This is a genomic window from Candidatus Laterigemmans baculatus, assembly GCF_010367455.1.
Taxonomy (GTDB): Bacteria; Planctomycetota; Planctomycetia; order Pirellulales; family Pirellulaceae; genus Laterigemmans; species Laterigemmans baculatus.
The window spans coordinates 1-24,297 of sequence record NZ_WRPR01000068.1; the positions used below are offsets into that span (position 1 = coordinate 1).

17 protein-coding genes are annotated in these 24,297 nt (G+C 65.0%); 9 read left to right on the plus strand and 8 right to left on the minus strand.

Features of this window, described 5'->3' with window-relative positions; translation table 11 throughout:
- Positions 1-173 precede the first annotated feature (173 nt).
- Positions 174-3,125, minus strand: coding sequence for a secretin N-terminal domain-containing protein (locus GNK13_RS13605; RefSeq protein ID WP_164103099.1), 2,952 nt, complete (start codon positions 3,123-3,125; stop codon positions 174-176).
- A gap of 365 nt (positions 3,126-3,490) precedes the next feature.
- On the opposite strand from GNK13_RS13605, the gene GNK13_RS13610 reads away from it, so the two are divergent.
- The gene (locus tag GNK13_RS13610; protein WP_164103100.1) at positions 3,491-3,883 is read left to right on the plus strand and encodes a zinc ribbon domain-containing protein; all 393 of its coding nucleotides are present in this window, start codon (positions 3,491-3,493) and stop codon (positions 3,881-3,883) included.
- Between the two features lie 461 nt (positions 3,884-4,344).
- Positions 4,345-4,584: a carbon storage regulator gene (locus GNK13_RS13615; RefSeq protein ID WP_164103101.1), complete on the plus strand. Its 240-nt coding sequence runs from the start codon at positions 4,345-4,347 to the stop codon at positions 4,582-4,584.
- A gap of 59 nt (positions 4,585-4,643) precedes the next feature.
- Here the strand turns inward: GNK13_RS13615 and surE are convergent, their stop codons facing one another.
- Together surE and GNK13_RS13625 are read right to left on the minus strand one after the other, a co-directional pair.
- Positions 4,644-5,336, minus strand: a complete 693-nt coding sequence (gene surE, locus GNK13_RS13620; protein WP_164103102.1) for a 5'/3'-nucleotidase SurE — start codon at positions 5,334-5,336, stop codon at positions 4,644-4,646.
- Between the two features lie 75 nt (positions 5,337-5,411).
- Complete coding sequence (locus GNK13_RS13625; protein ID WP_164103103.1) at positions 5,412-6,587, minus strand: DegT/DnrJ/EryC1/StrS family aminotransferase; 1,176 nt, start codon at positions 6,585-6,587, stop codon at positions 5,412-5,414.
- A gap of 83 nt (positions 6,588-6,670) precedes the next feature.
- Between GNK13_RS13625 and yajC the strand changes: the two genes are divergently transcribed.
- A complete protein-coding gene (gene yajC / locus GNK13_RS13630) occupies positions 6,671-7,126 on the plus strand; it encodes a preprotein translocase subunit YajC (RefSeq protein ID WP_164103104.1) in 456 nt (151 codons plus the stop codon).
- 38 nt (positions 7,127-7,164) lie between these two features.
- Positions 7,165-10,395: a protein translocase subunit SecD gene (gene secD / locus GNK13_RS13635; RefSeq protein WP_164103105.1), complete on the plus strand. Its 3,231-nt coding sequence runs from the start codon at positions 7,165-7,167 to the stop codon at positions 10,393-10,395.
- A gap of 12 nt (positions 10,396-10,407) precedes the next feature.
- Here secD and fliG read toward each other — a convergent pair whose 3' ends face one another.
- The 5 genes from fliG to GNK13_RS13660 all read right to left on the minus strand — a co-directional run bounded on the left by fliG (position 10,408) and on the right by GNK13_RS13660 (position 15,938).
- A complete protein-coding gene (fliG, locus tag GNK13_RS13640; protein ID WP_164103106.1) occupies positions 10,408-11,406 on the minus strand; it encodes a flagellar motor switch protein FliG in 999 nt (332 codons plus the stop codon).
- 139 nt (positions 11,407-11,545) lie between these two features.
- A complete protein-coding gene (locus GNK13_RS13645; RefSeq protein WP_164103107.1) occupies positions 11,546-12,046 on the minus strand; it encodes a 6-pyruvoyl trahydropterin synthase family protein in 501 nt (166 codons plus the stop codon).
- A gap of 173 nt (positions 12,047-12,219) precedes the next feature.
- The gene (locus GNK13_RS13650) at positions 12,220-13,224 is read right to left on the minus strand and encodes a triphosphoribosyl-dephospho-CoA synthase (RefSeq protein ID WP_164103108.1); all 1,005 of its coding nucleotides are present in this window, start codon (positions 13,222-13,224) and stop codon (positions 12,220-12,222) included.
- Complete coding sequence (locus GNK13_RS13655) at positions 13,217-14,170, minus strand: alpha/beta fold hydrolase (protein WP_164103109.1); 954 nt, start codon at positions 14,168-14,170, stop codon at positions 13,217-13,219. The genes GNK13_RS13650 and GNK13_RS13655 overlap by 8 nt, the downstream gene beginning before the upstream one ends.
- A gap of 178 nt (positions 14,171-14,348) precedes the next feature.
- The gene (locus GNK13_RS13660; RefSeq protein ID WP_164103110.1) at positions 14,349-15,938 is read right to left on the minus strand and encodes a hypothetical protein; all 1,590 of its coding nucleotides are present in this window, start codon (positions 15,936-15,938) and stop codon (positions 14,349-14,351) included.
- A 203-nt stretch (positions 15,939-16,141) separates the two neighbouring features.
- Here GNK13_RS13660 and GNK13_RS13665 point away from each other — a divergent pair, with 203 nt between their 5' ends.
- From GNK13_RS13665 to GNK13_RS13685, 5 genes are all read left to right on the plus strand, one after another.
- Positions 16,142-17,098: a DnaJ C-terminal domain-containing protein gene (locus GNK13_RS13665; protein ID WP_235935139.1), complete on the plus strand. Its 957-nt coding sequence runs from the start codon at positions 16,142-16,144 to the stop codon at positions 17,096-17,098.
- A gap of 33 nt (positions 17,099-17,131) precedes the next feature.
- On the plus strand, positions 17,132-17,737 hold the full coding sequence (gene rnpA / locus GNK13_RS13670; RefSeq protein ID WP_164103111.1) for a ribonuclease P protein component: 606 nt from the start codon (positions 17,132-17,134) through the stop codon (positions 17,735-17,737).
- 20 nt (positions 17,738-17,757) lie between these two features.
- Positions 17,758-17,976, plus strand: a complete 219-nt coding sequence (yidD, locus tag GNK13_RS13675) for a membrane protein insertion efficiency factor YidD (RefSeq protein ID WP_164103112.1) — start codon at positions 17,758-17,760, stop codon at positions 17,974-17,976.
- 475 nt (positions 17,977-18,451) lie between these two features.
- The gene (locus GNK13_RS13680; RefSeq protein ID WP_164103113.1) at positions 18,452-23,521 is read left to right on the plus strand and encodes an Ig-like domain-containing protein; all 5,070 of its coding nucleotides are present in this window, start codon (positions 18,452-18,454) and stop codon (positions 23,519-23,521) included.
- Positions 23,522-23,763: 242 nt separating this feature from the next.
- Positions 23,764-24,105: an HU family DNA-binding protein gene (locus tag GNK13_RS13685; protein ID WP_235935140.1), complete on the plus strand. Its 342-nt coding sequence runs from the start codon at positions 23,764-23,766 to the stop codon at positions 24,103-24,105.
- Positions 24,106-24,297 lie beyond the last annotated feature (192 nt).

Consider the following 24,297-nt stretch of genomic DNA (forward strand, 5'->3'; position numbering starts at 1 on the left):
AAGCGGCCGGCTACGGCCCCCTCACCCTAGCCCTCTCCCCCACGGCTTGGCTGCGGAACTTTCGTTCGCAGCCAAGCCGCGGGGGAGAGGGGACTCAAAAACCTACGTTGCCCTCCCCGCTCGTTCCTCGCGACCCTCCCGGGGGGCGGGTGTTTTCGGTTCTTGAACCGATTTTACCGTCCGCCGCGGCCCCCGCCGCCGAATCCGCCTCGTCCGCCATCGCCGCCGCCACGTTGGCCGCCGCGCTCTCCCCCGCCGCGACCGCCAAAGCTGCGGCCACCGTCGCCTCCCCGATCGCCGCCAAAACCGCCCCGTTCGCGAAGGGAGCGAAAGAACTCGATCCGCTGCTGGATGTCGCTGGCCGAGGGCTGTGCCGAAGCTTCCGAGCTGGAGCCGCGGGAACCATTGGAGCTGCTGCTAGAGCTTTCGGTCGTGGCCGTCTTCGCTTGGGAACCGAGGATTGCGCTGAGGGCGTTTTGGACCAGTTCGGGTTTGAGATTCCCGCCGAGTGTGACCACTTGGACCGACTCTTCGGAGTCCGCGTTCTGTTGGTCGAGGGCTTCGACCAAGTTGCGGATGTCCGCGAAGTCTTGCGGCGGTGCTGCGACGATCAGCGAATTGCTGCGGGTGTCGACGGTGACGGTGATCGGGGCCGGTTTGTTGTCCTCATTTTGGCTGGCTCCCCCGCCTCGACCGCCGCGGCCCCGCAGGGCGTTGATCAGGTCTTGCGGCGAGGGCTGGCGGTTGTTGCCGCCACCGGCCGCCGGGATCCGCTCGGCGTAGACTCCTTTGACGATCGTGGCGACTTCGTTGGCGTCCTGGTAGATCACTGGGATCAGAGCCGGCTGGGGCGTCGTCCGCACGTCCTCGGGGCTCTCTTCGCGGTCGATCACCTGCAGCACGTCCTCGATCAACTGCATGTCGATCGCGTTAGCCTGAATGACCAGCGCGTTGAGCCGCGCGTCGGGAACAATCGAGACCGAGCCGGTCGTCGTCAGCACTGGACCATCTCCGCCACCACCGCCGCCGAGCCCGAGCAAGCCGCCAAGCATTCCGCCGCCGAGTTCGTCGAGCATCGAGCCGGCCATGTCGCCGACGCCGCCGCCAGCCGATTCGGCACCGCTGAGGATGCTGTTGAGCAGATCCGCGGCGACCGTCGCCTTGATGTACTTGAGCCAGTAAACCGTCGGTTGCCCTCCCGCCCCGGCGGCTTGTCCGGCCAAGGTGGCAAACAGCTGCTCGAACTCCGCCAACGCTTCGGGGTCGTCCGAAGCGACGATCAGTCCCTGCGGGGTCATTTGGATGATGATGTCGCTGCCGAGCCCGCTGGCTGATTCGTCCTCCGCGTCTTCGCTGGCGAGCTCGACGTCGCTCGGCGAAGTCGCCTCCGCGCGGGCCTCCGGAGCTTCTTGGGGTCCCGACGCTTGAGATGCAGTCGCGGCGGGGGATTCGTCGCTGGCTAAGCGGAACCACCCTTGGCCAGTGGCGGCCGAGCGGTCCGGTGGCGGCTGGCGGCTTTCGGCGGGTGAGCCGGGTGCGGCCTCGGGAGCGGATTGCGGCGCCGCTGGAGCCTGCGGTTGCGTTGGGGCCTGCGGTTGGGCTGGAGCCTGGGGCGCCGGCAGCCTCGACCGCTGGGGCGGAAGGCTTCTTTCGGGAGCTTCGGGCGACGCCGGAGCGGCGTTCAGTCGCCGTTGGGGGAGCGAGTCGCGGCCGCTCTCCGAGCCGCCGGTCGTCATCATCCGGATCCGGTTCTTGCGGCCGCTCATCCGCCACAGCGCCTCGAGCTGGGAGATCGCTTCTTCAGCGGTCCGGCCGGTGTAGGGGAGCACGCGAACCCGGTCGCCGAGCAGGCTGGAGTTGCTCGACTCCTCCATCTGTTCGATCAGTTGTCGGACCTGAGCGATTTCTTCGGCCGTGCCTTTGATCCATAACTTATTGCTGACCGGATCGCCGTCGACCGTCGGCCCCTGGGGACTGTCGGCGGTGCTCCCAAAGTATTTGTTGATCGTCAGCAAAGCCGCTTGGGGATCCATTCGCCGCAGTTGGATGACTTCGAGCGTCGCTTGTTGGCCGCGGAGTTCGCTGAGCGTTTTTTGAATCGTCTGGTGCTCCGACGGACGAGCCAGGGCGATGATCGCTTGCGTCGAAGGTTCGAGGGCGAGCCGCACGTCGGGGAGCCCAGCCAGCAGACGCTGGAGCACTTCGAGAGCGACCGTGGCGTCGGCGGTCCCGGTGTCGTACGACCGCAGCTCGGGGAGTTCCGCGACGACCGTTCCCGTTTCGCTGGCTGGCAGCGGCAAATCGGTCTTCTCCACCAGACCTTTGAGCAACCGCAGCTTGGTCGCGTCGCCGGTCGCGTAGATTCGATCGCCGAGCAGATTCGTCGAAACGCTGATTCCCTCGCCCGCGTCGACGCCCGGTTCGAGCCCCAGGTGGGGGCGGGCGACCTCGAGAATCTCGTCAGCCGAACGGTGCCGCAAAGAAATCTCCAGCACGCCATCCTCAAAACCTTCGGCACCGCGAAGCACGTCACGAATCGATTTGAGGACGCCGACCGTATCGGCGGCGACGACCGAGCGGGTGGCCGAGAGCACGACGACCGAACCCGCCGGACTGCGGAGCTTTTCGAGGTCCTCGATCGCCGCCTCCGGGGTCAGCCCCCCGAGCGGGAAGGTGACGCGGACGAAATCGGTATTGGCTCGCTCGTCGAGTTCGGCGGGCGCAATCACCTCGGCCAGCTCGCGAAGATAATCGCGGGCCAAGTTGTCCTCGAGGTCGACCAGCACCAACAGCTGGTGGCGGCGAATCATCGCGTACCCTTCCCGCATCAACACCAAATTCATGGCGTCGATCGCCTCGCTCGGCGTGTAGGTGCGGTTCAGATCCGAGTAGCTGAAGGTCCCGCTCGGCATCGTCTCGACCTGCAGCGACAGATTCGCTTCCTCGGCTAACCACTCGAGGACTTCCCGCCACGGTGTGCCGCTGAAGTTCAGATGGAGCTGCGGCTCGCCGCTCCGGCTCCTGCGGGCCTCTTCCGCCGCGTTCTCCTGGTCCGATGCACTGCGGGGCTCAGCGGCGGGTTGCGGAGCCGCCTCCTCCTGGGCTGCGGCCAGCGTGGGAGTCATCGCGGCGACGATGGCGGCGCAAATCCAGGGCGCTATGATCCGGGGCGCTATGAACCGGGGCGTCGTGATCCAGGGCGTCGTGAACCAGGGTGCCGTGCGACTGCGGACGGAAGCGGCAAGGCGAAGGGAACGAGCTGCCATGCGTGCGGATAAGCCTGTAGGCATTGAAAACCGAGGAGGGAATCGCGGGGGCGACCCGCCTCGTCTCGGGCAATTGGAAAAACAGTGCGTCCATCGTAATTGGCGGTTGGAGCCGGTTCGCACACAATATCATTAACCCCGGCGATCGCTCGGGGTTTCGCCGTCGCGCCGCGAGCCGCGCGACCATCGTGGATTCCTACGGGCATTATTACGGGAACGCGCCTGTGCAGTTCATTCGTCGTTGGTTCCGGCCTTCCAATCGCCAGCGTTCGCGTCGCCAGTTGGGCGGCCGGTCGTTTCCCTGCCCGCACTGCGGCGGCGACGTGCCGGCCGGGAAAGCGGCCTGTCCGGCGTGTGGGGCGAGCGACTCGGACGGCTGGGGGGACGAGGCCACCGGAGGCTGGGCGGGAGACAGCGGAAGTGGATGGGAAGATGACTCCGAGTTCGACTACGAAGAATTCGTTGAGCGCGAGTTTGGGGAGCGGGAGTTTCGTCAGCGGCAGGCGGTGGATCGGGAGCCGGTGTTCGCCTTTTCGCCTAAGGATCCCAAGCGATTGGTGCTGTGGGTCGTCGTCCTGGCCTTCGCCGCGACGTTGCTTTTGCCGCTGGTGCTGTAGCGGGCAATCAGCGATCCTCCCGGGGGGAGTGTGCCGGCTGTGCGTTTTCCAGCCCTTGGACTTGTGTCGAGACCGATGCTCCCCGGGAGGGTCGACGTTTGAAAAATTTTCTCAGATTCCTCGGCCGCTTTGACCAAAGGTGTCACTGCCCCACTCGAAACTACTTGCAGGTCGAGCAGGGGTGGACGGACGTCGCCCGTCTCACTTTGGGATTTCACTCTTCGTTCTGAGAAACTTTGCGGAGAGGGAGGTCGAGGATGGCGCGCCAATCAAGCTGGCGGGCCCTTCCTTCGGCAGAAATCGCGTGAGACTGGAGGAGAAGATGGGAGAACGGATTCGATTCTCCATCGCTCCCGCATCCGCCGCTCCGAGCAAGTGCGTCGTTGGCACACCGCTTGCTCGATCGGGAGGCTCACTGTTTCAGGGAATGTTCGCGACCTTTCAGTCAGGAGTGCAGGGAAATGTTGGTGCTGAGCCGCAAAGAGGGAGAGCGACTGGTCATCGGTGACAACGTGGTGATCACCGTCAACCGGATCTCGGGCAACCGGATCACGCTGGGGATCGAAGCGCCGCGGGAAGTCCGCATCGTTCGCGGGGAGCTCGAGCCGCTGGAGGACAAGGAGCCGAGCGACAAAGCGTCCCAGCCGCCGCTGACCTTCGAAGCCGGGCTGGCAACGATGGCGAGCCGCGTCGCTTCCTGAGCCGCGTCGATCGCTCGGGCCCCTTCAGAAGCTGGGGCCCATTCAAAAGCGGGGGCCCCTCAGAATCCGGCAACCAGCTGCGTCAGCGAAATCTTGCCAGCAAAGCATTCGGCCACATCGCTCCCCGGCTGCCGCGGCCGGTTGTGATAGTCGACACGATACGCCAGCCCATCGCCGTGCGGGGCATAGGCCAGCGGCATCGGATGGCGGTCGAGTGCGGTTTCGACGACCGCTGGGTTCGATGCAGGATCGACGGCCGGAAGATTCACGTTCCAAAAGCGGGCCGTCGCGTGTCTGGTGGTCAATAGTGGCAGCAATCGACCGGCGAGCCAGCGTGGCACATGTTCCCAGCTGCGGGGGACATCGGGGCGCCGATAGTGCGAGATAGCGGCTGCGGGCACACCCCGAATCGCTGCTTCGCGAGCGGCTGCCGCAGTCCCGCTCATGTAGACATCCGCGCCGACGTTCGCGCCCTCGTTGACACCCGCCAGGACTCCCCCGATGTCCGGAGCGAGGACCGTCAGCGCCAGACGCACGCAGTCGACCGGCGTTCCATTGACCGCCCAACGACCCTCTCCGCGGGGATCGAGCTGGAGCGGAGTCGCCGTGGTTACGCTGTGGCTGCACTCGCTCCGCTGCCGGTCCGGGGCGACGACCAGCAGCTCGATCGCTGTTTCGGCAGCTAGTGTCGCAGCCAAAGCCGCCAGTCCCGGAGCGTCGATTCCGTCGTCATTGGTGAGCAAGATTTTCAATCGCGACTCCAGCAGTGGTGGTTCAACATTCAGAGGTACTGAAGGCCAGCGTGCTCAAGGCCAGGGGGTTTGGAGTCAGTGGTCTTGGAGTTCGAGCAGGTGCGCCGCGACGCTTCGCAGGCACGCGTCATCGCCGGCCAGGGCGCGGTGGTCGAGGACGAGCGTGGTGGCGGCGGCCCGTTCGGCGTGGGGGAGCGAGCCGACGACGCGGCGGCCCGGCGTGCCACGGCGGGGGGCGACTGAGCGGCGTGCGATCATGGGGAATCCGCTGCCCAGCGGCAAGCCGAGCTCGCGTCCGCGGCCGAGTTGGCGATCGCGGCTCTCGGCATCCGCGGCCATCCAAGCCAGTTTGTAGTAAGCGCCGTCGACGTCCTGCGGTTCGGCTCGTCCCCAGCACCACCGTTCGCCCCGCTGGCCGGCCCGTTCCTGTACTGTTTCTTGTACTGTCGACCGCAGATAGTCGACCGCCCTTTTTCTACGCTCGGTCCAGTGCGGGAGACTCTCGAGCTGGGGAATGAGCGAGGCTGCTTGCAGTTGGCTCATCGCATACGCGCTGCTCGGTCGCTCGCTGAACAACTTCATGCGGCTTTCGATCCGGGCGTCGTCGGTCAGCACCGCACCGCCGTTGCCGCAGCTCAGCAGCTTGCTGCCACCGAAGCTGAGGGTGCCGACGTGTCCCCAGCTCCCGGCTGGGCGGCCGGCGATCCGAGCGCCGGGCGTTTGGCAGGCGTCCTCGAGAAACAGCACGCCGTGGCGATCGGCCCAGTGGCGAATGGCTGGCGCGTCGGCCATGGAGCCGTAGAGGTGCGAGGCAATCACCACTCGGGTTTCCGCCGCACGGGCTTCGGCGATCCGCTCCAGATCGATCGTCCAGCGCTGCGGGGCCACATCGACCACGACGGGGGTTGCGCCGACGGCCTCGACACAGCGAAGGTTGCCGGGGTAGTCGAACGCGGCGACGATCACCTCGTCGCCCGGCCCGACCCGGCAGCCGCGGAGAGCGATTTCCACCGCTGCGGTGCCGCTCGAGACGAGCCGGACGTGGGATACGGCGTGGCTTTGGGCCAGCAGATCTCGCAGGCGGTCGCTGGCCGGGCCGTCGTAAGCGGACCATCGGCCGCTCCGCAGTTCGTCCAGTACGGCTCGCTCGATTCGGTCTCGCTCGGGTGGCCAATCGGGGAGGTGCAACGGTTGCCGCGCTCCGAGATCCCCTCCTGGAGGCTGGGGTTGTGACTGTTTTCGTAACGTCATATTATTCCGAGATTAAACGCGGCGCGGCAGGTAGTTTTCGGCCGCTTTTTCCTTCAATTCTCCCGAATTTGATAGCCCCTGACGTGTCCGAACTCTTCCTTCCTGCGGTCGCGGACACGATTCTCCCGGCGACGTTGGAGCTGGTCGGCGGGTTTACCGGGCTCCTCGCTCAGGCCGCTGGCGAAGCGCCGGGGGCTGCCGGAGAGGCGGCTGGCGAAGCAGCAGCAGAGCCTAACTTTTTTCAGTCGGTGCTGAGGAATCCGGTGTGGCTGGTCGCCGGGTTGGCGCTTTTATTTTACGTGATGATCTTGTTGCCCGAGAAGCGACGGCAGACCGAGGTCATGCGGATGCGGGCCGAGCTGAAAAAGAACGATCGCATTTTGACCAGCGGTGGAATCTACGGCACTGTCGTCGGGACGTCGCCGGACTCCGATGAGGTGACGCTGCGTGTGGACGATTCGAACAACACGCGCATACGCATCGCTCGCTCGGCGATCGCGACCAAATTGAACTCGAGCAAAGACGAAGCGAGCGGCTAGCCCTCGAAAATGGACTTTCATTACCCCCTCTCCCATTCATGATCGATCTGATCCCCCCTGCAATGTTGCACATGATGAACCTGTTCCTGCTCGGTCAGGAGGAGGCTAGCGCATGGCCTTGGACCCAGATTGGGATCGCCTTGGTCGTGATTGCTGTCCTGGTCGTCCCGTTCTTGATCGGCAGTTTCCTAGCCCGCCGGTTGAGGATGCCGTTGTATGGGTTTCGCATCGGCGCGATCCTGTTCGCCGTGACCGCCGCGGGGGCGGTGCTGGCGTTCGGTCAGCTCGACTGGGGGGTGGATCTCCGTGGGGGAACGATCCTGGTGTACGAACTGGCCGCCGACGCGACGATTCAGCAGCCGACCGAGGGCGAAGACCCGCTGCAAGCCGAAGTTGGTGCGGCCGACGTGATTCCGGCGTTGATCAACCGGATCAACCCGAGCGGCACGCAGGAGATCGTGATTCGGCCTTATGGCGAGCGGCAGATCGAGATCATTATTCCCGACGTCGATGCCGCGGGAGTCGAATTCGTCAAGCGGCAGATCGTCCAGGCGGGGATCCTCTCGTTCGCGATCGTCGCCAACTCACGCGATCACCAGGCGCTGATCGAGACCGCCTACGAAGCGAGCGAAAGCGAAGATCGTCAGGAGCGAATGGCTCGCAACCTCGTCGATTCGGCGGGACGGACGATCGGCTTCTGGGCCGACGTCGACCGCGAAGACCGGGCGCTCGACTCGGGCGTGCAACCGCTGCGGCTGGACGTCTCGGGTTCGACGCTGCGGAATCCGGCGACCGGAGAAATCGTGCAGCTGCCCTCGGGTTTAGTCGGTGGCGCGGCGATCGCCGAGTACATGCAGGCGGTCGGAATTCGCGAGCTGCAGATCCTGATGTCGGTCAATCCCGATCTGGTCATTACCGGTGAGGACTTGTCGTACGTCTCGCAGGGCTACGACACCGACGGCAGCCCCTCGGTGCGGTTCAGCCTGCGGGATGCCGGCTCGAGCCGCTTCTATGCCCTGACGCTGAACAACGCCCCGGATGGCAACTTCCGTCGCCAGTTGGGAATCGTCCTCGACAACCGCTTGCTGTCGGCTCCGGTGATCAATTCCGCGATCAGCACCGATGGCACGATCTCGGGGAACTTCACCAACGCGGAAACCGAGTTTCTGGTCAACATTTTGCGGGCCGGTCAGCTGCCGGCGGCGCTGAATAAGACTCCGATCAGCGAAAACCAAATCGGTGCGACGCTCGGTGCCGACACGATCCGCAAAGGTTTGATCGCGATCACCGCGTCGCTCGTCGCGGTGCTGGTGTTCATGCTGTTCTATTACCGCTTCGCCGGCTTCGTCGCCTGCCTGGCGTTGATCCTGAACGTGGCTCTGATCTTCGCGTCAATGATGTTGATCAATCAGCCGCTGACGCTTCCCGGTCTGGCCGGTTTGGTGCTGACGGTCGGTATGTCGGTCGACGCGAACGTGTTGATTTTCGAACGCATCCGTGAGGAGATCAATCGCGGAGCGGCACCGCGGATGGCGATCCGCAACGGCTTTGGTCGAGCGACTATCACGATTGTCGACGCCAACCTGACAACGCTGATCACGGCGATCGTGCTCTACGCGATCGGGACCGACCAAGTCCGCGGGTTCGCAGTCACGTTGATCCTGGGCATCGTGTTCTCGATGTTCACCGCGATCTACTTCGCCCGCACCCTGTTCGATATCGCCGAACGCTACGGTTGGGCTTCGCTGCGAATGGCCGACCTGGTCGGTGCCTTGGGGCGGAGTGCCGATGGCCACTCCCACTTTGACTTCATGGGCAAAGGCAAAATCGCCGCCGCCGTCTCGATCGTGCTGATCATCATCGGTCTGACCGGGCTCTGGTTCCGCGGCGGTGGAATCCTCGACATCGACTTCGCGGGCGGTTCGTCGGTGACGTTCCAGTTGGATGATCCGGTTCCGGCCGATGAAGTCCGCCGCTTGGTCGAGCAGAGCCTCGCTTCGGACGAGGACGACACGCCGGTCCAGTTCACGCTGAACCGCGTCGACGTGGAGAATGCTGCGAATGAGACGGTCTACAAGATCGACGCCTCGCTCGAGAATGTGGAAGCCCTGAAGGATCGCCTGCGTGACGGCTTCCTCGGAACCGAAGAAGCTTCGCTGGTGACCTACCACGTCGAGATCGAACCGGCCGACGCCGCAGCCGCTCCCCCGGCCGGCGAAGCTGCCGCACCGGCCACCGAGGAGACCGGGGCTGCGACGGCGAACAACGGAGTCCGGTTGGTCTCCGCCCTCGCCCCGCAGGACGAGGAGGAAGCACCGGCGAACGAGACCCAAGCGACGGGTGTGACGGAGGACGTGGCGGCTGCCGCGGATCAGGCGGTTGAACGTGCCGCACCGGTCTACAGCGAAGCGCTTCTGACGCTCTCGATCGATGGCCAGAACCGGGCGGCAAAGATCAACTACCAGACGCTCAAGGCGAAGACGATCGAAGCGGCCGAGCGTGCGGGGATTGAGCTCCAGGAGTTCGCCGTCGATGCCGAGCCGGTTGGAGAGACGATCGAGGACTGGAGCCCCGAGTCGAATCTGAGCTTCTCGACCTGGAAGCTGCGGGTCGATCTGCCGGCCGAGCAAGCGGACCAAGTGATGGCGGAGCTCCGCAGCGGGCTCGACAGCGACCCGGTGTGGCTCTCGAGCAGCAATATCAGCGGCCGAGTTGCCGGTCAGATGATCAACCGGGCCCTGGCGGCGCTGTTCGCCAGCCTCCTGTTCATCATCGGTTACATCTGGTTCCGGTTCCAACGCGTCGCCTTCGGGCTGGCCGCGGTCGTGGCGTTGATCCACGACGTGGCGATCACGCTCGGGGCGATCGCCGTCAGCTACTGGTTGGCCGACGTGCTCGGGTTCCTGATGATCGATCCGTTCAAGATCAGCCTGACCGTGGTCGCTGCGTTGTTGACGATCATCGGTTACTCGCTGAACGACACGATCGTGATTTTCGACCGGATCCGCGAGACCCGTGGCAAGAGCCCGCGGCTGACCTCCGAGATGATCAACAGCAGCATCAACCAGACGTTGAGCCGCACGGTGTTGACGTCGTTGACGACGCTGCTGGTGGTCGTGCTGCTGTACTTCTTCGGCGGGGAGGGCATCCACGCCTTCGCGTTCTCGCTCGTCGTGGGCGTCGTCGCCGGTACCTACAGCACGGTCTTCATCGCCTCGCCGGTGCTGCTCTGGCTGGTCAACCGCGACACCGCCCAGGCCGCCCGTTAGCCAGGCCGCTCGCTAGCTAATGAATTCCTCGACTTCTCCGACAGCCGGGCGGGTGATTTCGCCGCTGTCTTCGAGGCTGCGGACGATGTCGACGATTTTCTGCTGAACCGCCTCGACCTCGGCGAGGCGGACGCTGCCGAGGAAGTCCATTTCTTCGCGAAGGTTGTCGGCGGCTCGAGCGCTCATGTTGCGAAGAATCTTCTCCTGCAGCGCTTGGCTCGAGCCCTTCAGCGCCATCGCCCACTGTGCGGTCTCGACGTTCTTGAGCAGGATCTGGGCGTTGCGGTCGCTGAGCTTGGCGATATCTTCGAAGACGAACATCAGCCGGCGGATCTCGTCCATCAGCTCCGGATTTTCCTCGCCGAGGAACTCCATGATGTTGCGTTCGACCGAGCGTTCCGAAACGTTCAGGATCTCGGCGACGCTCTTGACCCCGCCGGCGCTACTCTGCTGCTGATTGACCAAACTGCTGAGTCGCATTTCGAGGCTCCGTTCGAGCTCGGCGACCGCTTCGGGGCTGGTCCGCCCCATGATGCTGATCCGGCGGATCACCTCGAGCTGTTTTTCGGCCGAGAGGCCGGCCAGGACTTCAGCTCCGTAGCCTGGCTGCATGTGGCTCAGCAGCAACGCGATCGTCTGCGGGTGCTCGTCTTTGATGAAGCTCAGCAGCGTCTGCGGGTCGACCTTTTTGATGAACCCAAACGGCATCGACTCGAGCGTCTGCTGGAGGTTGCCGATGATGTCCGCCGCGTCTTTGCCGAGCGCTTCGAGGATCAGCTCCTTGGCCCGCTCCAGGCCGCCGCCGCGGGCGTCGAGCGCGCTTCCTTTCTGGCCGAAGAAGTCGCCGATGACCGCCTCTTGCTCTTCGCCGCTGACCGAGTCGAGCTGGGCGATCTGCATGCTGATCGCCTCGAGGTACCGCGTGGGCAGCTTGCCGAGCACCGCGGCGGCCGCTTTCGTCGGCAGGCTCATCACCACGATGGCTGCTTTGCGAAGACCTTCCTCGTTCATCACCCGCCCGCTCCCCGTCTGTCCCGCAACACGATTTTTCACTCAGCCGAATCATCGGCCGGGATCGGCTGCGGAATTTGCTCGCCGCGGGGAAGTCGGCCGCTGCGGTGGGGCTGACTCGTCGGGTTTGACGGTTCTATCAGTCCCGCGGCCAAGGCAATCGACAGACGCCCCACTGGCCGTGGTTCTCATCGACCGCGACTTCGATCGTTGAAAGCGCCGACCCAAATGCGTCGCGGGTTCGCTCGATCACCCTCTCGGCGATCACGCGGGCCAGCTCCTCGGCCGTCGTGTTGATCACCGGCAGGATCACGCAATCCTCTTCGGGAAAGACCCAGCGGCGGTCGGCAAACCGCGCCACGACCTCGCTATCCTGTCGCTCGACCGAGATCTGAGCGTGGTCGCGCGGGAGCAAGACGTGGTGATCGAGCAAGCCCGTCTCGGCGAGGACGGCGTCCCGCAGGGCGATGAAGTCGACGACGTAGCGGTTTTCATCGAGCGGACCTTCCACCGCAACGCGGACCCCATAGTTGTGGCCATGCAGCCGCTCGCAGATATTTCCCGCGAACGTGATGAAGTGCGCGGCCGAAAACACGAAGGCTTCCTTGCTCACGTCGACGCGATAGCTGGGCTGGGTCATTCGGAGTCTCTCCTTGCTTACTTGTTTAAGTTGGGAACAGGCTCGACGTCTTTGAGCCGTAGGCGCTAGCCTCGGGCCGCGCAGCCCGGTGGTTTTCGCTGCAGAACCCGCGGCTAGCGCCGTCGGCTCAGCAGAACCCGCGGCTAGCGCCGTCGGCTCAGCAGAACCCGCGGCTAGCGCCGTCGGCTCAGCAGAATTGGGCTGAGCAGCACGTACAAACCGGCTGCGATCACGTCGGCCGTGGTGCCTGGATTGCGGCGGTGACCGTCAGCCCGTAGCCACTGGTCCAAGCGTTCCTCGGCCGCCGACCGTTCCGCGGCGTTGCCGGCTTCGAACACTTCGGCTGCCAAGCGTTGTCCTTCGAGTGCGACCGCCGGACCGCACTTGCGGGCGATCAAGGTGTCAGGGGCAGCGGCCAACAGCCGCAGCTGCGCCTCGCGGATTCCAAGCAGCCAGTCGCCGACGTCGCCGATGGCTGCCTCGATCCAGGGAGTGACCAACTCGAACAGTTTGTCGAACCCTGTTGCGTACAGGTGGGCAATCGCATCGCGGTCAGCGGCGCCATGCATCGCTGCCAACAAATCGACCGGCGGGGATGCCTCGACCGACGCTTGACCGCCGGTCGCAGCGATCTCGCCGATCTCGCCGCCTGCGGGTGCGTTGACGTCCATCTCGCTTGCCCGGCCGAGGCCTCCGGGCTGCGCCAGACGGATCGCTGCGTACACGTCGCGGCCGTCCGCTGCGTCGAGCCGGTCCAGCACGGCTTGAACTGCCGCGGCCGGGGCGAGCGATTCCTCCTCCGCGACTCTTTCGGCGAGCACCAACGGTACGATCAGCAGCGCGATCCCGAGATTCACATTCGTCCCCGTCCGCTCGCGGCATCGCTTCACCGCTTCCAAAACCATCGCTCCAAGCGACCACCGACCAGGCGCGTCCGCGGCCTCCTCGACGACCGTCGCAAGTTGTTCGGCGGCAGTGACGAAGTCGCTTAACCGAAGATCGGCGAACGATGCGGAAGGATGGACATTGCCGAGCTTGGGGGCCACCGCCTCAAGCGTGCAGGCCCAGCGGACGCGGTCGCCGGGGGCGGCGGCCAGTTGCCGGTAGGCCCTCAGAAGCTCGCTGACAGACGGTCGCGGGCCGCGGTCTGCGGGCGAACGCTGCGCGGCGTCAGACATCGGATACGGAGGGCCCCGAAGCGGAGGGTTCAGGGGGCGTCGGCCGCGCTGGCGACCCTCCCACGCGGGCGTCGGTGCGTGAGAGGAAGTCGGAGATGGCGGCAACCGCCTCGGTTGGAGCGTCTTCCATGACGTAGTGCCCAACGTCGACCAGCTCGACCGTTTCCGCAGCGGGCCAAACCTGCTGAAACCGCCGCAGGCATTCGGGGCGGAAGCACCAGTCCTGCATTCCCCAGATCAGCTGGATTGGTTTATCGGCGAGCGTTGGCAACCGTTCCTCGAGAGCCCGCAGCGTCTCGTAGGTCGGGTGGCGGCGAGTCAGCGGAATGTCGCGGACGAAGCGATTGATCGCGACCCGATGCGACCAATTGTTGTAGGGAGCCAACAGCCCCCGAGCGGCGGAGGCGGGCAATCGCCGATAGCGATCGGTCGCCATCGTCGTCGCCGCTCGAGCGAATAAATTTAGCCCCCGCAAGGCGGCCGTTCCGACCAGCGGCGTGCGGCAGGCGGCGATTCGCCACGGAACGTAGGGGGGCGGAAAAGCGGCCGTGTTGGTCACGATCAGGCGGGCAAACCGTTCGGGACGCTCGACCGCCGCAGCCAGGCCAATCGCGCCACCCCAGTCGTGGACGACCAGCGTGATCCGCTCGAGCCCCAGACGCTCGATCCAGGTCAGCAGATTGTCGCGGTGCTGAGCGAGCGTATAGGGATAGCGCTGCGGCTTGTCGCTCAGCCCACAGCCCATGTGGTCCACCGCCAAGACCCGCCGCGAAGGGCTCAGCCCGGCGACCAGCCGCCGCCAATAGAAACTCCAGGTGGGGTTGCCATGCACGGCTACCAGCGGAGCATCCCCCTGCCCCTCATCGACGTAGTGGTAACGCCGCGAATCGATTTCGATTTCGTGCGACGCAAACGGGTACTCGCTGTGCCAATCCGACGCCGTCACGAAAGTTCACCGTCCCTGCGGCAAGAGTGCTCAAGAAGTTACCGCTCCGTTGTACTCTCCCACCCGCGATTTTCGAAGCCATAGTCGGCATAGTCGCCTTTCGCTCCGCGAAAGTAGCGGTGGCTGCGCTACTTTCGCGGAGCGAAAGGCGACTATGGCGGAGTGAAAGGCGACTATCTCAGGGGGCGTTGGCGGCTTCGGCTTGCTCTTGCCAGAACGCGCGGGCGGCCCGCACGTAGGGGGCGTGCTGACGGAGCGATTCTGGCGACAGCTTGAGCAGCATCTGTTCGCGGTCGCTCAGCCACTGGCGAAAAAATTCAACCCCGCGGGTGGAAACACGCGGTTGGCCGTCGAAGTCGATGAACCAGGGGGCGGAGATCGCCGCGCGGTAATGCGATTCGTACTTTGTCATCACCCGAATCGCGACCCAACCGCTCTGCTCGAATCGCAGCGGCGGGATCATTCCCCCCGCCTTGGCAAACTCGTCCAAGCGAGCGTGGTAGACGACCTGGCCGTCGCGGATCACGTCGAGATACTCCACCGGATCGCGGATCGCGAGCTTCAACTCCGGCGTCAGCTCGAGCGCTTCCCCGGCGTGGGCTTGGAAACGGTGCCCCGGCGGGTAGCCATCGAGCGTGGGCCGCAGCAGCGGACCGTTGGTGACGACCGAACGTCCCTGCCACAACGCATTCCACCAGTCGTCACCGCTCCAGTTCGCTGCCGCTTCCCCCGTCGCTCGCCCTGCCTCGGTCCCGCCGAGATAGACGTAGACGCGGTTGTAGCCGATCGGATTGGCGACCAGCCCTGAGCCGCTGGCCGCCGCCGGAGCCGGACGCAACCCGGCTTCGAGCATCTGATAGTAGATGTGCTCGGCCCACCGCCCGACGCCGCGAGCATCGCGATATTCCATCTTCGTCGGCAAACGGCTGTCGGCGGGCGTGTGTCGGCGATCGAGCTGGAGAAAATCGCCCAGCACCACGACGCCGTCGATGCGGCCGCTGGCGAGCCAAATCGGGACGTCCCAGGCGAGCGGATTGGTGATCACCAGCCGCGGCGAACCGAGCCGATCGGACCGACTCGCCGCTCCGGCAATCTCCCGCAGGAAGTCGCTCGAGGGAGCGGCATTGGGGGCGCTCGCTGCTTCGGCCGGTGAGTCTGGAGACCCTGAATCGGGTGGCGTGAACCCGATCGCCAGCAGCCCGCTTGCCGCTCCGCTGCCCCGGAGCAGGTCGCTCCGCGCGTGGTAGCCGTCGCGGAGCTGGAGGCCATCGAATGGCTTGTCGCCGGGGAGTAGCCCGGCGACTGGCAGCGCTTCGCTGGCCATCAAAGTCCCGATCTGCCGCGGAGTGGCGGCGGCCATCAGGTCGCCGGCGATCCAGCCCTCGGCGGGCAAATCGGCGATCCGGGGCAGCTCGAGCACGCGGCTGTCGTCGGAGTCACGGTCGACGGTGAATGAACCACTGAGGATTCGGTACTCGGGGCCCCGCGAGATTTCAAACTGGTAGGTGCCTGGCGGCAGCGAGAGTTCGACTTCGCCGTCGAGAACGACGCCGGCGCTCGTGTCGCCGCCACCGACCGTTCCCTCAATCGCTGCGATGGCGCGTCGGATCGGCGCCCGGGAACCGTTTTCGCGGCTGAGCAGGATCCGCACCGGCACGGGCTCGCCCGAGACTTCGTCGACGACCTGCAGCAGAAACAAACTGGCGGCCCAGGCCAGCGAGCAGCTCGCAGTGACGATCAGCAGGGCGAGGAGGGCAGATCTCTTCATCAGCGTCGGACCAGGGTGAGAGGGGGCGTCTTGCTGTCTCTCACCAAACTTAGCTCGTCCCGGCTAGCCGGCATCTCCGCTGGGAGCCGACACTGCTGCAAAGGGCTGGACTGGTTTTTGCGGTGGCTGGGCGAAGCGTCGGCAAGCTGCCATTATGTCATCCGTTCCACTCATCGCGCAGAGTTATCGCCCCGAACAAACCCATGGTTATGGCGGAAGATTTGTACCAGGTGCTCGGCGTCCGCCGAGACGCGTCGAAAGACGAAATTCAAAAGTCCTATCGCAAGCTGGCCCGCAAGTACCACCCGGACATGAACCCGGATAATGCGGAAGCCAAGGAGCGATTCAAACGCGTCCAGGAAGCCTACGACGTCCTCAGCGACGACGAGAAACGTTCCGCCTACGACCGCTATGGCTCGGATTTCGAAAAGATCCGCAACGGCGGTTGGCATCCCGGCGCGGGCGGTGGGGCCAGCTTCGAAGGGCTGGACCTCGAACAGATCTTTGGCGGCCGCGGGGGAGGCGGCGGTTTTGAAGGTGGGTTTGCGGAATTTTTCGAACAATTGGCCGGTGCCGGGCGCGGCGGGCCGCGAGGCCCCCGCCGCCGCGCTCCGGAACGCGGCGCGAACGTCCAGCACCAGTTGACGGTCCCCCTGCGGACGGCGGTCAGCGGCGGCAAGGTCGAGTTCTACCTGAACCGGGGCAAAGGCAACGAAAAGATTAGCGTTACCATTCCCCCCGGCGTCAACGAGGGCTCCAAGATCCGGCTCCGCGGTCAGGGCCAGCCCTCGCCGACCGGACACGAGGCGGGGGATCTGATCCTCACCCTCAGCGTCTCGTCGCATCCCCATTTCCAGCGGAGCGGCCAAAACCTGCTGCTCACCCTCCCGGTCACCCTCGGCGAAGCGGCCCTCGGTGCGAAGGTCGACGTGCCGACGCCCAACGGAACGATCACGCTCACCGTTCCCCCCGGCAGCAGCAGCGGTCGGCGACTGCGGCTGAAGGGACAAGGCGTGCAAAATCGAGACGGTTCGAACGGCGATTTGCTGGTCGACCTGCAGATCAAATTGCCGGAGTCGCTCGACGAGGAAGATCAGGCGGCGATCCGGGCGATCGAACAGCGGCACCCGATGAAGCCACGCGAAAACCTCAGCTGGTAAAACAGCCCGCTTCCCGCTGGAATCACCACGGCTGTGACCAATCCAACCCCGACACCATCGAAGTCCGTTGAGGGTCGCCATCGCTTTCCCAAGCGGCGGCGAATCGCTTCGGGAGAGGATTTCACGGCCATCATCGGCAGCGGCTCTTTCGCTGCCGATGAGACGCTGATCGTCAACGCGCTCCCCTCGAACCGCCTCCGCCGGGGGAGAGGAGTCGGGGAACGGAGCAAATCGGCGGATGCTCCGCAACCGTCGGTGGGGGAGTTGCAAGCCGCGGGGCTGCAAGCCGCGGGGCTGCAAGCCGCGGGGCTGCAAGCCGCGGGGCCGCAAGGCACGGGGCTGCAAGCCGTGGGGCGGCTCGGGGTGACGATCCCTCGCAAGGCGGGGGGAGCGGTCGTCCGCAATCGATGGAAGCGGCTGATCCGCGAGGCCTATCGGCAGTTGCAGCACGAATTGCCCGCCGGTTTTGATTTCGTGGTTCGGCCTCGACGCGGGGCCGTTGCGGAGTTCGGCCGCGTTCAGCAGTCCCTCCGCCGACTCGCCGTTCGGGCCGCTTCGGCCGGTCCCTCCCCGCCCCCAAACAAGCGTCAGCCGAACAAGCATTCATCGGGCAAGCATTCATCGGGCAAGCGGCGGTAACCAACGAGGCACAAGGTGGCATGGGCAGGCTGATTCGGGCGGTGTTGATCTTCGCGATCCGCTTCTATCAGCGTGGGATCAGCCCGCTGCTCGGCCCCAACTGTCGCTTCACGCCGACTTGCAGCCAGTATGCGGTGGAGGCCTTGGAGCGGTACGGCGTGGTGCGGGGCTCGCTCCGCGCGGTTCGAAGGATTTTGCGTTGCCATCCCTGGAATCGCGGCGGTTACGACCCTCCGTAGGCGGACAGCGCCACCTTCGACTGGTTCGCAGCAGGACGGCTCGCGGAAAAATCGTTTAACGGCAAGCCGAAGGCGACTGCTTTTTAAACACCGTCGCCTTCGGCTTGCCGTTAAACGATTGCGTGGCGGCCGAAAACAGCAGGGAACTCCCGACCCGCTGCGCTCGTCCAAAGGGGCAGCGTACTGCTGCTGGGGTTTCCCTTGCGCGCTCTTCGTTCGCCCCGACCCAAGTTCCGGCGGCCTGCGTAACCGCCTCCAGCGATTCGCGTGAGGCTAGGCAAGACGTATGAATCGTGCCGGTTTTTTTGATTTCACCGGCGGTTTCTAGCCGACACGATGGAAGCATCCCTCTCGGGCGGCAATGGCAGCGGAACCCCGGAGTAGGCTTGAAGACCTCGACCGCCGCTGCGACTGCCGTTCCCGTTCTTTCGCTCATTGCAGCACCCTCGCCTCGTAAAGCTATTCGATCGCACGCATGAACCAGCCCACCGACCGACGCTTGTCCGACGCTCGCCCCGCTTCTGGATCTCGCTCGGCCCGTTCGAGCTCCGCCGGACGCCGGCTGTTGGAGCGTTTGCTCCACGGTCGTCGGGAGGCGGAACCGGTCCAGCGAGGGCGGTTGCTGCTGGAGACGCTCGAGCCACGGCAGTTGCTCGCCGGTGATGTGGAAATGTTCAGCACCGATGTGTCGGCTGTGGACGATTCGTACGTTCCCGCCCAGTACGACGCGTCGACGCTCCAGGCCGAAGGGGAAGCGGCCCCGGACTTGGTCGCCTTTGCCCAGGCGCTGACCGACGCCGGTGTGACGTTCTACGGCGCCGCGTGGTGTCCGGTCTGCACGCAGCAGAAAGCGCTGTTTGGCGATGGCAAGGTCGAGCTGCCGTTCGTCGAAGTCACCAATCCGGACCGAACGCTCAATGCGGTCGGCCAGGCCGAAGGCATCGAGAAGTTCCCGACGTGGGAGTTTCCTGATTCGTCGCGGGCGGAGGGAGTCGTGCTGACGCTGCAGCAGCTGTCGGAGCGATCCGGGGTGGCGATCCCTCAGTCGGAGACGCCCAGTTTCGCTCCGGTGGGCAACCAGACGGTCGAGATCGGTTCGCCGCTGCATATCCCGATCGATGCCTACGATCCCGACGGCCAGCCGCTGACGGTCACCGTCTCGGTCGCCAATCCGGAGCTGCTTACCGCCACCGTGCTCCAGGGCAACCGGAGCGCCCGGATCAACGTCCAGGGCTGGGGCAGCATGGTCTTTGAGCTGTTCGAGGACCGCGCGCCGCGGCCGACCTCGCGGTTCATCGAGTTGGCGCAGGCGGGCTTCTACGACGCCGACGGTAGCGATTCGATCATCTTCCACCGGATTATCGACGATTTCGTGCTGCAAGCGGGCGACCCGACCGGGACCGGTTCGGGCGGTTCGACGCTGGGCGATTTCGACGACCAGTTCCATCCCGACCTGCAGCACAACCGCGGGGGGATTCTCTCCTACGCCAAGTCGTTCGACGACACCAACGATTCGCAGTTCTTCATCACCGAAGGCGCGACGCGGCACCTCGACTTCAACCATTCGATCTTCGGTCAATTGGTCGAAGGCGAAGAGGTGCGGGAAGCGATCAGCGAAACCAAGACGGGCAGCGGCGACCGGCCCACGACGCCGGTGGTGATCGACAGCGTCGAAATTTTCAACGACTCCGAAAACTCGGTCCTGATGCTCAAGCCGACCGGCAACGGGACCGGCACCACCGACGTCACGATCACGGTCACCGATGCCGACGGCAACGTGTCGACCGAAGTGATCACCGTGAACGTCACGCCCGACTCGGTCGACGCCAAGCCGTACCTGAAGGACATCGCTCCGGTCACGACCTCGTCGGGAACGCCCGCCGTGTTCCAGCTCGAGGCGGTGGATCTCGAAGGGGACGATTTCGTCTACGAAGCCAAAGTGGTTGGCAGCTCCGGGGCAACCGCGACGGTCAATCAGTCCACCGGCGAGGTGACGGTCACGCCGGCTGCGAACTACGCGGGTGAAATTCTGGTGGAGGTCGCCGTGCGGAGTGCGACGACGCCGACCAGCACCAACGCCACGACGCGTTCGAGCACGATGGATCTCCAGACCGTCTCGGTCAACGTCGGCCCGGCCGCCCCCACCGGCGTGACGCTCAACGCCGGCAGCGACTCGGGGATCAGCAACAGCGACCGGATCACCAACGCGACGCCGCTGAGTTTCACCGTCACCGGAGTCACCTCCGGAGCGACCGTCGAGATCTTGGCCGGAGACGTCCAGGTCGGTACGGGAACGGCAAACGGATCGACGGTCACGATCACCACGAACAACTTCGCCGCCCTCGGCAACGCCGTGCACCTAGTCACGGCCCGGCAGTCGGTCGGCGGGGTCAAGAGCGCGAAATCGCCCGCCTTTTCGCTCACGTTCGATACGGTCGCTCCGGGGCTCAGCCCGGTGATCCCGTCGCAAGCGAGCGTCGGCGTGCCCTACCTCGCGAATATGCAGAACAGCGAGGAAGGAAACGGGCTCCGCTATGGCCTCGTCTCGGGGCCGGCGGGAATGACCGTCAACCCGACCAACGGCGCGATCAGCTGGACTCCGACCGCCGCCCAAGAAGGCGATCAGGAGATCGTCGTCTCGCTGACCGATGCCGCCGGAAACTCCCGCGAGCAGACTTACACGGTCAATGTCGGCTCGGACCCGCAGGTCACGATCCGGCTCGAAGCGGTCGACGCCGATGGCAACGTGATCACCGAGCTGGCTCCCGGGCAGGAGTTCAAGGTCAATGTCTACGGCACCGATGAGCGCTCGGAAATCTTCGCCCAGCAAGTCTTCTCGCTCTACGTCGACCTGATCTTCCAAGCCGAACTGGCGGAAGCCGTCGAGGAGGATCCGATCGAGTACGGTTCGATGTACGGGAGCGGCAAGCGCGGCACGGTCAGCCCGGGGTTGATCGATGAGGTCGGCGCTTTCGCCTCGCAAACCAGCCCCCAAGGCCCCGGCGAACGGCTCGTGTTCTCGGTCAACATGCGGGCGCTCGCCGGCGGCAATCTCACGATCGCCTCCGATCCGGCGGACGGCGACACCACCGAAGTGACGCTGCTCGACGAAAACAGCGAGATCCCGGACAGCCGCATCGTCTACGGAGCGCTGAATCTCACCATCAATTCGAGCTTCACCGCCACCAACGACACCGCCACGGTCGCCGAAGACAGCACCAACAACACCATCAACCCGCTGGCCAACGACACCATCCTCACCAGCGGCACGACGCTGACCATTACCGGCGTTTCGGATACCTCGGCCGACGGCACCGTCACGATCGTCAACAACCAGCTGCGATACACGCCCAAAGCCAACTTCGTCGGCGTCGAGACCTTCACCTACACCGTCACCGATCAAAACGGTGGGACTCAGACGGCGACCGTCAGCGTGACGGTCCAGGGGCAAAACGATGCTCCGGTCGCCGTCGACGACGCGGTGGAGGTGGTCGAGGATTCGACCCTGAACCAGATCAACGTCCTCGGCAACGACACCATGGGCCCCGACACCGGCGAGACGCTGCGGGTGACCGCCGTCGGCTCGACCTCCAACGGCGGAACGGTGACGATCGGCAGCAGCGGGACGCACGTGGTCTACACGCCCAAAGCTGGCTTCACCGGAACCGAAACGTTCACCTACACGCTCTCCGATGGTTCGCTGACCGATACCGCCACCGTGACCGTGACGGTCGTCGCCGGCAATCCGCCCCCCACCGCCGTCAACGACAGCTACACGATCAGCGAAGACGCGGCCGCGGCCGACTACGACGTGCTGGCGAACGATTCGAGCGAGGATCCCAACGAGACCTTTACGATCCTCTCGGTCGGAACCACCGCCAACGGCACGGTGAGCCGCACCTCCGATGGGATGAAGCTGCGTTACAAACCGAACGCCAACTTCAGCGGTGTCGACAAAGTCACCTACACCATCAAGGACTCCAACGGCGCCACCGCCACCGCCACGGCGACCTTTACCGTCACGGCGGTCAACGATCCGCCCCCGGCTCCGGCCCGGACGGCGCAGATGGCCAAGGGCAACACCAATGTCACGGTCCTGCAGGTCGCCGCGCTCGATGCCGTCAACGTCGATGCTGGTGAAGCGCTGAGAATTACCGCCGTCGGAACGACCGCCTCGGGGGGAACGGTTACGATCTCCAGCGACGGGAAGACGGTCCGCTACACACCTCCGTCGGCCACCTACACCGGCAACGACAGCTTCACCTACACCGTGACCGATGCTTCCGGCACGACCGCCACCGGAACGCTGACCGTGGCGGTGCTCGACTACATTCCTCGCGACTTCATCCTGAGCCTCGCCTCGCCGGCCGGCTCGAACGGCGGAGCAGCCTTCGACTACGCGGCGAACTTTCCCGCGTCGCTCTCGGGCAACGATTACAACGGGACCGCGGTCACCGCTCAGGGAACCTTCCAGGCTCCCACGACGGCTCACCCGTATGGATCGATCCACTTCCAGGATTTGGCCCCGGGGAACTACGAAGTCGTCGTGCCGCCCGTGCCGTTCCTGCAGGGAGGCGAGCAGCGGTTCACGTTCAACTCCGCCGCCGATGCGGTCGATCCAGTCGTTATGCCGGTGGAAGTCGGCAGCCTGAGGGCCGAGTGGCTGTCGATCCGCGACTTCCTGAGCAGCGCTCCGAAGTCGCACGTGTTCGCAGTCGTCCCGGTCGGTGGTACCGCCACCTGGCTCACCGCGACCGACAACTCGACCACCCCAGGCAATCCGTCGATCAGCCTCACCGCCAACGGCCAGAGCGTGCGGATCGAAGTCGACGCGGCCAGCGGCAGCGGACGCCGCGCCGCCACGTTGCCGCTGACCGATTCGAAGGTCGAAGTCCGCGGCAGCGTTGGGAATTACCGCTTGTTGCGAATTAACGTCGACCCGGCCGCCGTGACCTACTCCACGGTGACTGGCTCCAGTAGCGCCGCCGCGGCGAGCGCGGCGAGCGCGGCGAGCGAGCAGACGGGCGAGGGCGAGGGCGAAGCGGCTCCCGCCACGCAGGCCAGCTCCACGGGTAGTACGAGCACGAGCACGAGCACGAGCACGAGCACGAGCACGAATGCGGGTGCAGGCACGGGTGCAGGCGGCTCCAACGCGGGCAGCAGCGATCCCTCGCTCGTCGGCGAAGGCGAAGGCAACTCCTCGGACGCTAATGCTTCGCCAGGCGGCGCAGCCGATCTGCTCGCCTCCCAGTCGGCTGCAACCGGGCAGGCGACGCCGCCGATCGATTCGCCAAGCGGCTCGAGTGGCGATGCGAGCGGAGCGGAGCGGGACGAAGCGGCGAGCATGCCACTGCGGAGCCACATGCTCGAGGGTGAAGGCGAAGGCGTGAGCGGAGCCGAGGCGGTCGACCTGGCGATGCTCGACCTGCTCCCGCGTCTCGAGCTCCGTTCAGCCGAAGCCGAGGCCTTGGCGGGCGAGGAGGAATCGCGGAATTTGGAGGCCCTCGACCGAACCTTCGGGCTGCTCTCGGACGATATGCGATAGTGGCGATCCGGCGCTCCGCGCCGCGGCACTCCTCGGGGCCGATTCAGCCCGCTAGATTCACCGCCGGCAATCCTCCCCTGGCGGGGGGGCGGCTTGGCGAGGGAGCAGCCGCGGTGAGGCGGAGGTCCCGGAAAAACCTAGGTTTTTCCGGGTTCGTCGGGTTGCGTGCGGGAACAGCAAACCTTAAACCATTTGCCTGTTCCGTACCGCGGAAGGACTTTTCTGGCCCACCTGTTTAACCCGTGTTCGCAAAGGCGACCCCCATGGCGAAAGCTGCACCCCCGAAGGCCCTCACTAAGACACAGATCGTGGCGAACATTGCCGAAACCACCGGCCTGACCAAGAAAGAGGTCGGCGACGTGTTCGACGCGCTGAGCAGCGAAATCGAAGCCTCGTTGGGCAACAAGGGCGCCGGGCAATTCACGATTCCCGGTCTCTGCAAGATCACCCTCAAGGATGTCCCTGCCAAGCCCAAGCGGAAGGGCCGCAACCCGTCCAACGGCGAAGAAATTTGGTTGGCCCCGAAACCGGCCAGCAAAAAGCTGACGATCCGTCCGCTCAAGGCCCTCAAAGAAATGGCCTGAGCCACGCCCCGTCGACATACGAGCTCAAAAAAAGCCGTCGTGGATCCGATTCCACGACGGCTTTTTTCATGGGTGTCACGCGTTATCTCGACTCATTGGGGCATAAAAATCAGCCGCCACGCGCTAGCGTCCGGTTGTCACGGCGTTTTCGGGAACCGGGGGCTAGCGCCCGGCGGCTGATGATTCATCCGG

What these genes read in the sequence shown, in the direction of transcription:
- secD (WP_164103105.1), top strand. Translation starts at nt 7,165, where the DNA reads ATGATCGATCTGATCCCCCCTGCAATGTTGCACATGATGAACCTGTTC.
- GNK13_RS13605 (WP_164103099.1), bottom strand. Translation starts at nt 3,125, where the DNA reads ATGACTCCCACGCTGGCCGCAGCCCAGGAGGAGGCGGCTCCGCAACCC.
- GNK13_RS13660 (WP_164103110.1), bottom strand. Translation starts at nt 15,938, where the DNA reads ATGAAGAGATCTGCCCTCCTCGCCCTGCTGATCGTCACTGCGAGCTGC.
- GNK13_RS13625 (WP_164103103.1), bottom strand. Translation starts at nt 6,587, where the DNA reads ATGACGTTACGAAAACAGTCACAACCCCAGCCTCCAGGAGGGGATCTC.
- yidD (WP_164103112.1), top strand. Translation starts at nt 17,758, where the DNA reads ATGGGCAGGCTGATTCGGGCGGTGTTGATCTTCGCGATCCGCTTCTAT.
- GNK13_RS13615 (WP_164103101.1), top strand. Translation starts at nt 4,345, where the DNA reads ATGTTGGTGCTGAGCCGCAAAGAGGGAGAGCGACTGGTCATCGGTGAC.
- GNK13_RS13645 (WP_164103107.1), bottom strand. Translation starts at nt 12,046, where the DNA reads ATGACCCAGCCCAGCTATCGCGTCGACGTGAGCAAGGAAGCCTTCGTG.
- GNK13_RS13650 (WP_164103108.1), bottom strand. Translation starts at nt 13,224, where the DNA reads ATGTCTGACGCCGCGCAGCGTTCGCCCGCAGACCGCGGCCCGCGACCG.
- GNK13_RS13680 (WP_164103113.1), top strand. Translation starts at nt 18,452, where the DNA reads ATGAACCAGCCCACCGACCGACGCTTGTCCGACGCTCGCCCCGCTTCT.
- fliG (WP_164103106.1), bottom strand. Translation starts at nt 11,406, where the DNA reads ATGAACGAGGAAGGTCTTCGCAAAGCAGCCATCGTGGTGATGAGCCTG.
- GNK13_RS13665 (WP_235935139.1), top strand. Translation starts at nt 16,142, where the DNA reads ATGGTTATGGCGGAAGATTTGTACCAGGTGCTCGGCGTCCGCCGAGAC.